A 13,383-nucleotide genomic window follows, 5' to 3' on the forward strand; every position below is an offset into this window, starting at 1 on the left:
TGCTTTTACTATGAATAAACTTGAAAACACCCCAAAAGGGGTGTTTTCAAGCCTCATATATAGAAGGGATCAGATGCTCTCTATATAGAAGAGCACATTCACAACACGCCCGAGGCTCGCAAGGCATCCACGGACTCAAGCTCAAGCCCCAACACCCGCTGCAGAACCTGGGCGGTATGCTCTCCTAATAAAGGAGGAGCATGACGGTACTCGACCGGCGTTTCGGAGAGACGGATCGGACTCGCCACCTGAGGCACCAGCCCGGCCAACGCATGGGGCAGCTCGATCGCCAACCCGCGCGCCTTGACCTGCGGATCTTCGAACATCTGCGCCAGGTCGTTGATAGGACCGCAAGGCACTCCCGCCTGCTCCAACTGGGTGACCCACTCAGCAGTGGTCTTGAATACCGTGGCCTGACGAATCAGTGGAATCAGCACCGCCCGATTGGCAACCCGCAGTTTATTAGTCGCAAAACGCGGATCGTCCGCCCACTGCGGTTGGCCCGCCACCTCGGCAAACTTGCGGAACTGCCCGTCATTCCCCACGGTAAGGATGAAATCACCATCCGCCGTAGGAAAGTCCTGATAAGGCACGATATTCGGGTGAGCATTACCCAGGCGCTTGGGAGCGACTCCAGTGGTCAGGTAATTCATCGCCTGGTTGGCCAGACACGCAACCTGCACATCCAGCAGCGCCATATCGATGTGCTGCCCACCACCGCTGTGCTGCCGATGCGCCAGCGCGGCAAGAATCGCCACAGTCGAATACAGCCCCGTCAGGATATCCGTCAACGCCACCCCGACCTTCACCGGCCCGGCACCTTCGTCGCCCTCAGGACGCCCGGTCAGGCTCATCAGCCCGCCCAGCCCCTGGATCATGAAGTCGTAGCCGGCACGCTTGGCATAAGGCCCGGTCTGGCCGAAGCCGGTAATGGAGCAATAGATCAGGTCAGGGTTGAGCGCCTTCAGCGACTGGTAGTCCAACCCATAGGCCGCCAAACCGCCAACCTTGAAGTTCTCGATCAGAATGTCGGACTTGGCCGCCAGTTCGCGCACCAGGCGCTGACCCTCCGGCCGAGTGAAGTCGATGGTCACCGACTGCTTGTTACGGTTGGCCGACAGGTAATAGGCAGCCTCCGTGGTGTTCTCGCCATAAGCGTCCTTGAGGAAAGGCGGCCCCCAGGCGCGGGTATCGTCACCATTGCCCGGACGCTCGACCTTGATTACCTCGGCCCCCAGGTCTGCCAGGATCTGACCGGCCCAAGGCCCGGCCAGCACTCGCGACAAGTCCAGCACCCGCAAATGAGATAACGCGCCCATGGTCGCTCTCCTATTAGTAGAACGCCTGGATGCCGGTCTGCGCGCGCCCCAGGATCAAGGCATGGACGTCATGGGTCCCTTCGTAGGTATTCACCACTTCCAGGTTGACCAGGTGACGGGCGATACCGAACTCGTCGGAGATGCCGTTACCACCCAGCATGTCGCGAGCCATGCGAGCGATGTCCAGCGACTTGCCGCAAGAGTTGCGCTTCATGATCGAGGTAATTTCAACCGCCGCCGTGCCTTCATCCTTCATCCGGCCCAGACGCAGGCAGCCTTGGAGGGCGAGGGTGATCTCGGTCTGCATGTCTGCCAGTTTTTTCTGGATCAGTTGGGTAGCCGCTAGCGGGCGACCGAATTGCTGACGATCCAGGGTGTATTGGCGAGCGGTGTGCCAGCAGAATTCGGCCGCACCCAGAGCGCCCCAGGAAATGCCGTAGCGGGCAGAGTTCAGACAGGTGAACGGACCTTTCAGGCCACGCACGTCCGGGAAGATGTTCTCTTCCGGAACAAAGACGTTGTCCATGACGATTTCGCCGGTGATGGAAGCGCGCAGGCCGACCTTACCGTGAATCGCCGGAGCACTCAGACCTTTCCAGCCTTTTTCCAGCACGAAGCCGCGGATATCGCCAGCATCGTCCTTGGCCCACACCACAAACACATCAGCGATCGGACTGTTGGTGATCCACATCTTGCTGCCAGTCAGGCTGTAACCGCCGTCCACCTTGCGAGCACGGGTAACCATCGCGCCCGGGTCGGAACCATGGTTGGGTTCGGTCAGACCAAAGCAGCCGATCCACTCGCCAGAAGCCAGTTTCGGCAAATACTTCTGCTTCTGGGCTTCGGTACCAAATTCGTTGATCGGCACCATCACCAGGGAGGACTGCACGCTCATCATCGAGCGGTAGCCGGAATCCACACGCTCCACTTCACGGGTAATCAGGCCGTAGCAGACATAGTTCAGGCCGCTGCCACCGTACTGCTCGGGAATGGTGGCACCCAGCAGGCCGACTTCGCCCATTTCGCGGAAGATCGCCGGGTCGGTCTTTTCATGACGGAAAGCTTCGAGCACACGCGGCGCCAGCTTGCCCTGAGCGAATTGCTCGGCACTGTCGCGCACCATGCGCTCTTCTTCAGTGAGCTGTTGATCCAGCAGAAGGGGATCGATCCAGTTGAAGCTTGCTTTACCGCCCATGAGTGAGTCCTCGTGAAGTAGGTCAACGTTCGTGGGTTGATCCTAGGCCGGCTTGCCGGGCGCGGCAAACGAGGATTTCGCATACTGTTGTGCTAATTTCTCACTCCGTAACAGCCGTAAGTGGCTTTTAGCGATTCCATTAGTGAGATTGCCGTACATGCGCAGAAAGATCCCCAGCACAGCCGCCCTGATCAGCTTCGAAGCCGCCGCACGCCACGAGAGCTTTACCAAGGCGGCGCAGGAGCTTTCGCTAACCCAGGGCGCAATTTGCCGACAGATCGCCAGCCTGGAAGAGTTTCTCGGGGTCGAGCTGTTCCGCCGGTCCCGGCGCGGCGTCAAGCTGACCGAAGCCGGGCTCTCCTACAGCCGCCGCGTGGCCACCCAACTGGACGCGGTGGAGCGCGACACGCTTTCCGTCATGGGCCAGCAGGGCGCCAACGTCATCGAGCTGGCGGTGGTCCCGACCTTTGGCACCCAATGGCTGCTGCCCCGACTCAAGGATTTTCAGCAGCGACACCCGGAAGTCACGGTCAACCTGACCAACCGCACCCGGCCTTTCCTGTTCGCCGATACCGACTTCGACGCCGCGATTTACTTTGGCGATGCCGACTGGTCGGGCACCCAATCCCATCGCCTGATGGGAGAAAACCCAATGCCGGTGTGCAGCCCCGCGACCCTGGGTAACCGCACCCGGCTAAGTGCCGAAGAAATCGCCGAGCTGCCGCTGCTGCAGCAGACCACGCGCCCCTATGCCTGGCGGCAATGGTTCAACTCACAGCACCTGAATATCCCGCGGGACATGACAGGCCCGCGTTACGAACTATTCTCCATGCTGGCGCAGGCCGCCATGCACGACATGGGCATCGCCCTGATCCCGCCATTCCTTATTCAACGGGAGCTGAGGGAAAAGCGCCTGGTGATCGCCAACCCCGAAGCCCTGGCGAGCATCAAGGCGTATTACCTGATGATTCCCGAGCGCAAGGTGGAATCAGCGTCTTTACGGGCTTTTCGCGATTGGCTGGTGGAGCAGGCACAAAGCTACAGCCTAGAGAAATAGCAGGGCAGGGCAACAAGCTGACTTCGTAGTCAGAAAAAACCAAACACTACAGATATAACTAAATGTCGCATTCAGACAGACTGTATCGATAAGCGGGACAACCGTCCTACAAGCGCCTAACCACGTGGCTTGTAGGGCTTTTTGAGGGTCATGAACGCTCATTCACGCGAGCAATATGAAAATTGTTTTATTTTCCGTCGAAATCCTTACAGGTCACGACTTACAAGGGATTGAGCCCAACCCTTGCGACATTCGGTCACAGGGTGACTTGTAGTTAATTTTCCGTCACCCCTCATAATCCCTTGAAGGGCGTAATGTTCGCCTGCAAAATGCCGCGCCCCGCCTTGATTCTGGCGGGATCGTGCTGATCGGCCGCCCCAGTTGCACCATCCGTAGTGCGCTGGCCTTCTAGAAAAGATCGAAAGCAATAAGATCAAGCAGGAGATTTGACGTGCACATTGGTGTTCCTCTCGAGACCCAAACGGGTGAAACACGGGTTGCTGCAACCCCGGAAACCATCAAGAAACTGATCGGCCAGGGTCATAAAGTCACTGTGCAGAGCGGCGCCGGCATCAACGCCAGTGTTGTCGACAGTGCCTATGAAGCGGCAGGTGCAACCATTGGCAGCGCCAACGATGCATTCGGCGCGGAGCTGATTCTCAAGGTCGTGGCTCCCAGTGACAGCGAGCTGGCCCTGATCAAAAGCGGCACCGTCCTGGTGGGCATGCTCAATCCGTTCAGCAATGAAACCATTGCCAAGATGGCCGAATGCGGCATCACCGCCTTTGCCCTGGAAGCAGCGCCACGTACCTCGCGGGCCCAGAGCCTGGATGTGCTGTCCTCGCAAGCCAACATCGCCGGTTACAAGGCGGTGCTGCTCGCTGCCCACTATTACCCGCGCTTCATGCCGATGCTGATGACTGCCGCGGGCACCGTGAAGGCTGCTCGCGTGCTGATTCTCGGTGCCGGGGTTGCCGGCCTGCAGGCCATTGCCACCGCCAAGCGCCTGGGCGCGGTGATCGAGGCCTCGGACGTACGTCCGGCGGTCAAGGAACAGATCGAATCCCTGGGGGCCAAGTTCGTCGACGTGCCTTACGAGACCGATGAAGAGCGCGAATGCGCCGTCGGTGTCGGTGGTTACGCGCGCCCGATGCCTGCCAGCTGGATGCAGCGCCAGGCCCAGGCCGTGCACGAACGCGCCAAACAGGCGGACATCGTGATCACCACCGCCCTGATTCCAGGCCGCAAGGCGCCAGTGCTGCTGAGCGCCGAAACCGTGGCCCAGATGAAGCCAGGCTCGGTGGTCATCGACCTCGCCGCGGCCCAGGGCGGCAACTGCCCGCTGACCGTGGCGGATCAGGTGGTCGTCGACAATGGCGTAACCATTGTCGGCCCGACCAACCTGGCCGGCGCTGTCGCTGCCGATGCCTCGGCGCTGTACGCCCGCAACCTGCTGGACTTCCTGAAGCTCGTCTTCACTAAAGAAGGTCAGTTCGAGGTCAACCTAGAAGACGACATCGTCGCCGCGTGCCTGATGTGCCGCGACGGCCAAGTCATCCGTAAAAACGCCTAAGCAGGGATTCAGACGATGGAAGAGCTTATCTCCCCCGGTATCTACAACCTGATCATCTTCGTGCTGGCGATTTATGTCGGTTATCACGTGGTCTGGAACGTTACACCCGCACTGCACACCCCGCTGATGGCGGTAACCAACGCCATTTCGGCGATCGTGATCGTCGGCGCCATGCTGGCCGCCGCCCTGACCGTGACGCCACTGGGCAAGACCATGGGCACGCTGGCCGTGGCCCTGGCCGCGGTCAACGTGTTCGGTGGCTTCCTGGTAACCCGCCGCATGCTTGAGATGTTCAAGAAAAAAGCCCCGAAAGCCGTAAAAGAAGAGGCGCCCAAGTAATGAGCATGAATCTGGTAACGACGCTCTACCTGATCGCGTCGATCTGCTTTATCCAGGCCCTCAAAGGCCTGTCGCACCCGACCTCCTCGCGTCGCGGCAACCTGTTCGGCATGCTCGGCATGGCCTTGGCGATCGTCACCACCGTCGGCCTGGTGTTCAAGCTGGGTTCGGAACTGGCGACTGTCGGCATCGGCTACGTGATCGTCGGCCTGCTGATCGGTGGCACCGCCGGTTCGATCATGGCCAAGCGCGTGGAAATGACCAAGATGCCGGAGCTGGTGGCCTTCATGCACAGCATGATCGGTCTGGCAGCGGTGTTCATCGCCATCGCCGCCGTGGTCGAGCCGCAGTCCCTGGGCATCGTCAAGCAACTGGGGGATTCGATTCCAGCCGGTAACCGCCTGGAGCTGTTCCTCGGCGCGGCCATCGGCGCCATTACCTTCTCCGGTTCGGTAATCGCCTTCGGCAAGCTGTCGGGCAAGTACAAGTTCCGCCTGTTCCAGGGCGCACCGGTACAGTTCGGCGGCCAACACAAACTGAACCTGATTCTCGGCCTGGCGACCCTGGGCCTGGGCGTGACCTTCATGTTCACCGGCAATCTCAGCGCCTTCGCCCTGATGCTGGTCCTGGCCTTCGTGCTGGGCGTGCTGATCATCATCCCGATCGGCGGTGCCGACATGCCGGTGGTGGTGTCGATGCTCAACAGCTACTCGGGCTGGGCAGCGGCAGGGATCGGCTTCTCGCTGAACAACTCGATGCTGATCATCGCCGGCTCCCTGGTGGGTTCGTCCGGTGCGATCCTGTCGTACATCATGTGCAAGGCGATGAACCGTTCGTTCTTCAACGTACTGCTTGGCGGCTTCGGCAACACTGCAGACGCTGGCGGCCCGGCGGGCGCGCAAGAAGCCCGCCCGGTGAAGTCCGGCTCGGCCGACGACGCCACCTTCCTGCTGACCAACGCCGACACCGTGATCATCGTTCCGGGTTACGGCCTGGCGGTCGCGCGGGCCCAGCACGCGCTGAAAGAGCTGACCGAGAAACTGGTACACCGTGGCGTGACCGTGAAGTACGCGATCCACCCGGTCGCGGGGCGCATGCCCGGCCACATGAACGTACTACTGGCCGAGGCCGAAGTGCCGTACGACCAGGTGTTCGAGATGGAAGACATCAACTCCGAGTTCGGCCAGGCCGACGTGGTGCTGGTGCTCGGCGCCAACGACGTGGTCAACCCGGCGGCGAAGAACGATCCGAAATCGCCGATCGCCGGCATGCCGATTCTCGAGGCGTTCAAGGCCAAGACCGTCATCGTCAACAAGCGTTCGATGGCCAGCGGTTATGCCGGCCTGGACAACGAACTGTTCTACCTGGACAAGACCATGATGGTGTTCGGCGACGCCAAGAAAGTCATCGAAGACATGGTCAAAGCCGTCGAGTAAACCCTGCTCCAGCGCAACACCCAAGACCTCAGCCTTTAGTAGGCTGGGGTTTTTTATTTCCCGCACAAACCCGACAAAAGGCTCTAAATCGCGGCCTTTCATTCGACCTTGGTAGCGGGACGAATTTTTTTGAAATCACTAGACTGCGCATCTTGCTTCCGCTGCCCGAGATAACAATCCATGTACCGTGATCGTATCCGCTTGCCTTCGTTGTTGGATAAGGTGATGAGCGCCGCCGACGCTGCCGCTCTGATTCAGGACGGCATGACCGTCGGCATGAGCGGCTTCACCCGCGCCGGCGAAGCCAAGGCCGTGCCCCATGCATTGGCCGAGCGCGCCAAGGTAACCCCACTGAAAATCAGCCTGATGACCGGCGCCAGCCTGGGCAACGACCTCGACAAGCAACTGACCGAGGCCGGTGTCCTGGCCCGACGTATGCCGTTCCAGGTCGACAGCACCCTGCGCAAGGCGATCAATGCCGGCGAGGTGATGTTCATCGACCAGCACCTGTCGGAAACCGTGGAACAGCTGCGCAACCAGCAGCTCAAGCTGCCGGACATCGCCGTCATCGAAGCCGTGGCGATCACCGAGCAAGGCCATATCGTGCCGACCACCTCGGTGGGCAACTCCGCCAGTTTCGCGATCTTCGCCAAGCACGTGATCGTCGAGATCAACCTGGCGCACAACCCGAACCTGGAAGGTCTGCACGACATCTATATCCCGACCTACCGGCCGACCCGCACGCCCATCCCGCTGGTGAAGGTCGACGACCGTATCGGCAGCACCGCCATCCCGATCCCGGCGGAGAAGATCGTCGCTATCGTCATCACCAACCAGGCGGACTCGCCATCCACTGTTTCGACGCCAGACAGCGAAACCCAGGGGATCGCCAATCACCTGATCAACTTCTTCAAGCAGGAAGTGGACGCTGGGCGCATGAGCAACAAGCTCGGCCCGCTGCAGGCGGGTATCGGCAATATCGCCAACGCGGTGATGTGCGGCCTGATCGAATCGCCGTTCGAAGACCTGACCATGTACTCCGAAGTGCTGCAGGATTCGACTTTCGACCTGATCGACGCCGGCAAGCTGAGCTTCGCTTCGGGCAGCTCGATCACCCTGTCGAGCCGGCGCAATGCCGATGTGTTCGGCAATCTGGAGCGTTACAAGGACAAGCTGGTGCTGCGCCCGCAGGAGATCTCCAACCATCCGGAAGTGGTGCGTCGCCTGGGCATCATCGGCATCAACACCGCCCTGGAGTTCGACATCTACGGCAACGTCAATTCCACCCACGTCTGCGGCACGCGGATGATGAACGGCATCGGCGGTTCGGGTGACTTCGCTCGCAACGCGCACCTGGCGATCTTCGTCACCAAGTCCATTGCCAAGGGCGGGGCGATTTCCAGCGTGGTGCCAATGGTCAGCCACGTCGACCACACCGAACACGACGTCGACATCCTGGTGACCGAAGTCGGCCTGGCCGACCTGCGTGGCCTGGCGCCACGGGAGCGGGCCCGGGTGATCATCGACAACTGTGTACACCCGGACTATCGCCAGCCCCTGAATGACTACTTCACCGCCGCCTGCGCTCTGGGCGGCCACACGCCGCACATCCTGCGCGATGCCCTGCGCTGGCACATGAACCTGGAAGAAACCGGGCGCATGCTCGCTGTGTGATGGGTACAGTCGATGGCTGACGCAAGCACAGTTGCGTCAGCTCATCGACAGTCCTTAAACACTTGTCAAAAACTGTACTGCTGTACTGGTGTTTTACCCTCTCAAAACCCTACCTTTTTCAAGAAAACGTCCTGAAACGCACCTAAATGGTGCTGATAGGTACAGTTGCATCATTTCCGAACAGTACAGCACCTATAAACAGTTAACTGGTCCCTCACAATACAGATGAACTGTATCTACAGAGACTGGCGCGAGAGGAGGATCATGGGCACCAGTTAAACCACTACCTAATCCCGCCACAAGCGGAAGGATGCACACCATGGAACGTACACTCAGTTCCGAACTGTTCTTCGAAGACAAAGCTGCAAAAACCCAGGCCTCCCTGCCTCTGCGCGTTCTCGCCAACCTGATGTTGTGGCAGCGCCGCATCTCCAGCCGCCACCAACTGGCTCGCCTGGATTCGCGTCTGCTGGCTGACGCAGGTATCAGCGAAGCTCAACGCTACGAAGAGCTGAGCAAGCCGTTCTGGCGCTAAGTTAGCGTCGCTGGCCCTGACCCACCGGGTCCACCGCCAGCACCCCGAATTGAAAAAACAAAACCCGTCGCGGGCAACTGCGACGGGTTTTGTCGTTTTAGGCCTGGCAATACTGGGAAGAGCCGGTACAGAAAGGGTATGGCCAGACAGGTACAGTTTAAATATAAATAAAACTGGACCAGTACAATTTCACACTGTTGTATCTGTATACGAGCCTGCGTGAATAGCAACATGGTGTCCCAAGTCCCTGACTTCGGCCTGCCGAAAGGACCGCACCATGAACCACATACCAGGACGTATCGCACCTCTCAGCTTCTCCCATCCTCAGATAAGCGCGTGGAAACGCTTGTACCGCGCCTTGTGCCAAATGCAACAGAACGCCCGGACACGCCGCGTACTGGCAGGGCTCAACGATCAGCAATTGTCCGATGTAGGCATCAGCCATAGCGACCGCATGGCTGAACTGGACAAACCCTTCTGGCGCTAGTTCGCGCCAAGACAGCAGAAGAGGGCTATTCGAACAGATGGGGTGGGCCTAATATCCAGTAGCGTGTAGCGATTTTCCTGAAGGGGCGTCTGATTCATCTGCCCCACAGTGACTACCCGGTGCCCACTCAGCACCACCCTATCTGTTATCAAGGAGTTTTACCTATGTCCCGTCTTCGCCTGCTCAGCGCTGCTGCCTTGCTGGCCTTGGCCTCCAACGCCCACGCCTCCAGCTTTATCGTCACCACCGATGCGGTTGTCGGCGCACTCAAGGCCACTTCCGATGCGACTTCCGACGTCACATCCTCGTTCCGTGACGACAAAATCGTGCGCGCCGCTCGTGACGACGCCGCCAGTTTTGTCGCCACCGAAGGCGCCATTCGTGGAGTGAAGCTGGAAAGCGCGTTTGACCACATCCGCCAACAGTTGCCACAACTGAGCGCTACTGACGCCCAGCTCGCTCAGGCCATCCTGACGATCTGACACCGGTCCGGCGACGGGTGCGCCCAACGCACCCGAAACCCTGGGCGCTGGCTCTCGCCCGGGCATTGCGCTAGCCTTGCCGCTGGTTTTTCAGCTGTCGAGACTCATGCGTTTTTTCAGATCCCTGCTTACCGTCCCTTCGTTGATTGCCGTTTGCTGGACAGGCTCGGCCGCTGCTTTCGACTTGAGCACACAAGGCCTGGTCATCACTGGCTACGCCACCAGCAAGGTGACCTCCGCGCCTTTCGACAACAAACGCGTACTGGCTGCCCAGGATGATGCCGCGGCGTTCGTCGCCACTGACGGCCACCTGCGCGGAGCCCGGCTGGAGTCAGCCCTGAAATACCTGCGTAAAACCCAGCCACAACTTCATGTCGGCGACCTTGAACTGGCGCAGGCAATTCTCGTCCAATAACTATCCCTGTCATCCCGGAGTCGTTCCATGCGTAGCCCGCTGATTGCTGCCACCCTTGGCCTGTTGCTGTTGGCTGATGTGGCCCAGGCACAAACCCTGGTAGCCACCAGTAACATCATCGTTCGAGCCTTTGGTCGTACCATCGATTTCACCTCGGACACCACCACCTCCATCCGCGACTCGAAAATCGTGCGTGCCGCCCATGACGACGCCGCCAGCTTCGTCGCCAGCGACGGCGATATTCGTGGCGCCCAGCTGGAGGCCGCCTTCGATACCTTGCGTAACCGCGTGCCGGAAGCCCGCGACGCCAGTGATCAGGTGCTCGCCGAAGCCATCCTCGCACTGTGAGGCCGCTCGCTGCCTGGCTGCTGGGTGCAGCGCTGTTACTCTTGGGCAACAGCGCTCAGGCCGATCTGCAACTGCGGCTCAAGACCGAAGGCTTGAGCCCGGAACAGCAGCACGCCAGCCAGGCGCTGCTGGATGAAGCGATGCAAGCGCTGCCGCCGCGCTTCATCGAGCAACTGGACCGGCGCATCGATGTCGGCTGGACCGACGACATGCCTCACAACGCCTACGGCCAGGCATCGCTGGTCGACGAACTCGACCTGAATCGCAAGCTGCTGGCCAGCCTCACCGACGGCAGCGCGGCCACTCAGAAAACCCATCGCCCCCATGGCACCGTGCGCCGGGAAATGCTCGCCACCGTGCTGCATGAACTCACCCATATTTATGACCGTTCGCGCCTGTGGCCTGGCGCCGAGCGCACGCTGATCCAGCGTTGCAGCCGCCAGAACAGTGCCTCGGGCCTGATCGGGCTGCCGGACCAGTGCCGCGGCCAGACCGCGCGCCGCTTCACCCTCAGCGACGACCCGCGCCTGCTCGACCTCGCTGGCTGGCCGCAATACGTCGGACGTCGCGGCGAGCGCGAGCAGTACAACCGCCAGGTCGCCCGCAGCCCGGATATCTACGAAACGACCAACCCGAAAGAGTTCGTCGCGGTGAACATGGAATACTTCCTCCTGGACCCGAGCTACGCCTGCCGCCGGCCAGCGCTGTACCGTTATTACCAGGAACACTTCGGCTGGGCACCGAAGGCCAAGGACACCTGCACCCAATCCTTCGCCTTCCTCAACGCCGGCAACGACTTCGCCAAGCAGCCGCTGGGCAAGGTCGACCCGGAGCGGGTCTACGCCGTGGATTACCTGCTGGCCGAAGCCAACCAGAACTGGGTCAGCCGCTGGGGGCACAGCATGTTGCGCCTGGTGATCTGCGCCCCCGGCCGGCCACGCGGGCCGGACTGCCGGCTGGACCTCGAGCAGCACCTGGTGCTGTCCTACCGCGCCTTTGTCGGTGACGTGCAGCTGTCGAGCTGGGACGGCCTGGTCGGCAAATACCCGTCCCGCCTGTTTATCCTGCCGTTGGCCCAGGTCATCGATGAATACACCAAGACCGAGCTGCGCAGCCTGGCTTCGGTGCCGCTGAACCTGTCGCGCAACGAGATCGAAGAAGTGGTCGAGCGCGCCGCCGAGATGCACTGGAGCTACGACGGCAACTATTACTTCCTGTCCAACAACTGTGCCGTGGAAAGCCTGAAGCTGCTGCGCAGCGGCAGCAACAATGCCCAGCTCACCGGGCTCGACAGCATCATGCCCAACGGCCTGCTGGAAGTGCTCAAGGGCCGTGGCCTGGCCGACACCAGCGTGCTGGACGATCCTCGCGAAGCCTTGCGCCTGGGGTATCGCTTCGACTCCTTCCGCGACCGTTACCAGGCGATGTTCGAGGTGTTGAGAAAGCACCTGCCGATCAAACAGAACAGCGTCGAAGACTGGCTGTCCCTGAGCGCCGCGCAGCGCCGCCAATGGTTCGACCAGGCGGACCTGCGCACCAGCGCTGCCTTGCTGCTGCTCGAACAGGCGAGCTTCCGGCGCCAGCTGCTGTTGGCCCAGGATGAGGTCAAGCAGCGTTACCTGGGCGCTCGCGACCTGCAGAACGGCGGCATGGACAAGGCCAACAAGACCCTGCAGGAAATCCTCGCCAACAGCGGCTTCCTCAGTCGCCCGGCCGAGTTGCTCGGTAGCAGCGGCTATGGCTTGCCGCAGCCAAGCGAATGGCAACGCCTGGAGTCGGAAAGCAGCCTGCGCCAGAAACAGCTGCAGGCCCTGACCGGCGATCTGGACAAGGAAGTACGGGCCTTGCTGGAGCCGAACCGCGCCGCCGAAATCGCCGCCAACGAAGCCAACCTGAAACAGCTGGGCGAACACCTGCGAGCCTTGCACAAGGCCGCGGGCGGGCTGGAACTGCCCTGATCCCGCATCGCGGGCCAGCCTCCTTCATAGCTGGCCCGCGAAGCGATCCCGCAACCTTACAACGTCTCCTCGGCCTCTCCCGGCAGCTGCTCATCCAGGTGCAGCCAGGGCAAACGGCTGTCGGTCCAGATATGCCGCTCGGCCGGCGCCAGTTCCGGATGATCCAGGGTAGCGATGGTCACATCGATGCTGTCCGGGCTCAGTTGTGTGATCAGCGCCAGATGGGCACCGCAGTTCGGGCAGAAGTACCGCGCACAGCCGGGTGAGGAGTGGTAACACGCCGGCGTCCCGGCCAGCCACTGGAAAGCCGGGCGGGGCAGGGTGATCCAGGTGGTCACCAGGCCGCCGCTGACCCGTCGGCAGATCGAACAATGGCAATGGGCGATATCGCGCAACGGCCCACTGAACTGATAACGCAGCTGGCCGCAATGGCAACCGCCGGTATGCAACAGGCTCATACAAGGACCTCCCATCGAATGGCAGCGGAAAACTCCGTCAGCAGGCCGATCTGGTTGTTTTTTAACCGCACGTCGGCTTGCGACGCATCTGATCATTGCTTTCTACA

General features: G+C 60.7%; 14 protein-coding genes. 11 read left to right on the forward strand and 3 right to left on the reverse strand.

What is annotated here, in order from left to right; translation table 11 throughout:
- Window positions 1-98 precede the first annotated feature (98 nt).
- On the reverse strand, window positions 99-1,319 hold the full coding sequence (locus tag J4D28_RS20335) for a CaiB/BaiF CoA-transferase family protein (protein WP_016703894.1): 1,221 nt from the start codon (window positions 1,317-1,319) through the stop codon (window positions 99-101).
- Window positions 1,320-1,332: 13 nt separating this feature from the next.
- Window positions 1,333-2,514, reverse strand: coding sequence for an acyl-CoA dehydrogenase (locus J4D28_RS20340; RefSeq protein WP_103330775.1), 1,182 nt, complete (start codon window positions 2,512-2,514; stop codon window positions 1,333-1,335).
- Window positions 2,515-2,671: 157 nt separating this feature from the next.
- On the opposite strand from J4D28_RS20340, the gene J4D28_RS20345 reads away from it, so the two are divergent.
- From J4D28_RS20345 to J4D28_RS20395, 11 genes are all read left to right on the forward strand, one after another.
- Window positions 2,672-3,571 (forward strand): LysR family transcriptional regulator, encoded by a 900-nt coding sequence (locus tag J4D28_RS20345; protein ID WP_009046306.1) that lies wholly within the window; start codon window positions 2,672-2,674, stop codon window positions 3,569-3,571.
- 451 nt (window positions 3,572-4,022) lie between these two features.
- Window positions 4,023-5,144, forward strand: coding sequence for a Re/Si-specific NAD(P)(+) transhydrogenase subunit alpha (locus J4D28_RS20350; protein WP_009046305.1), 1,122 nt, complete (start codon window positions 4,023-4,025; stop codon window positions 5,142-5,144).
- Window positions 5,145-5,159: 15 nt separating this feature from the next.
- Entirely contained in the window at window positions 5,160-5,483 is a 324-nt protein-coding gene (locus J4D28_RS20355; RefSeq protein ID WP_003187010.1) for an NAD(P) transhydrogenase subunit alpha, read from the forward strand.
- Window positions 5,483-6,919 carry an NAD(P)(+) transhydrogenase (Re/Si-specific) subunit beta gene (locus tag J4D28_RS20360; protein WP_009046304.1) on the forward strand — a complete coding sequence of 479 codons (1,437 nt, stop codon included), beginning with the start codon at window positions 5,483-5,485 and terminating at the stop codon, window positions 6,917-6,919. Before J4D28_RS20355 ends, J4D28_RS20360 begins: the two co-directional genes overlap by 1 nt.
- 180 nt (window positions 6,920-7,099) lie before the next feature.
- Complete coding sequence (locus tag J4D28_RS20365; protein ID WP_009046303.1) at window positions 7,100-8,593, forward strand: acetyl-CoA hydrolase/transferase family protein; 1,494 nt, start codon at window positions 7,100-7,102, stop codon at window positions 8,591-8,593.
- Window positions 8,594-8,912: 319 nt separating this feature from the next.
- Complete coding sequence (locus J4D28_RS20370) at window positions 8,913-9,128, forward strand: DUF1127 domain-containing protein (RefSeq protein ID WP_007924247.1); 216 nt, start codon at window positions 8,913-8,915, stop codon at window positions 9,126-9,128.
- A 277-nt stretch (window positions 9,129-9,405) separates the two neighbouring features.
- Window positions 9,406-9,615 (forward strand): DUF1127 domain-containing protein, encoded by a 210-nt coding sequence (locus tag J4D28_RS20375; protein WP_039967552.1) that lies wholly within the window; start codon window positions 9,406-9,408, stop codon window positions 9,613-9,615.
- A gap of 164 nt (window positions 9,616-9,779) precedes the next feature.
- On the forward strand, window positions 9,780-10,097 hold the full coding sequence (locus J4D28_RS20380) for a DUF2388 domain-containing protein (RefSeq protein ID WP_009046302.1): 318 nt from the start codon (window positions 9,780-9,782) through the stop codon (window positions 10,095-10,097).
- Between the two features lie 106 nt (window positions 10,098-10,203).
- On the forward strand, window positions 10,204-10,512 hold the full coding sequence (locus J4D28_RS20385) for a DUF2388 domain-containing protein (protein WP_009046301.1): 309 nt from the start codon (window positions 10,204-10,206) through the stop codon (window positions 10,510-10,512).
- Window positions 10,513-10,539: 27 nt separating this feature from the next.
- Window positions 10,540-10,860 carry a DUF2388 domain-containing protein gene (locus J4D28_RS20390; protein ID WP_009046300.1) on the forward strand — a complete coding sequence of 107 codons (321 nt, stop codon included), beginning with the start codon at window positions 10,540-10,542 and terminating at the stop codon, window positions 10,858-10,860.
- Complete coding sequence (locus J4D28_RS20395; protein ID WP_103330776.1) at window positions 10,857-12,818, forward strand: DUF4105 domain-containing protein; 1,962 nt, start codon at window positions 10,857-10,859, stop codon at window positions 12,816-12,818. The genes J4D28_RS20390 and J4D28_RS20395 overlap by 4 nt, the downstream gene beginning before the upstream one ends.
- 56 nt (window positions 12,819-12,874) lie before the next feature.
- On the opposite strand, the gene J4D28_RS20400 is transcribed toward J4D28_RS20395, so the two are convergent.
- Window positions 12,875-13,276 carry a GFA family protein gene (locus tag J4D28_RS20400; protein ID WP_009046298.1) on the reverse strand — a complete coding sequence of 134 codons (402 nt, stop codon included), beginning with the start codon at window positions 13,274-13,276 and terminating at the stop codon, window positions 12,875-12,877.
- Window positions 13,277-13,383: the final 107 nt, after the last annotated feature.

It is taken from the genome of Pseudomonas sp. GW531-T4 (assembly GCF_017349615.1).
GTDB lineage: Bacteria > Pseudomonadota > Gammaproteobacteria > Pseudomonadales > Pseudomonadaceae > Aquipseudomonas > Aquipseudomonas chlororaphis_I.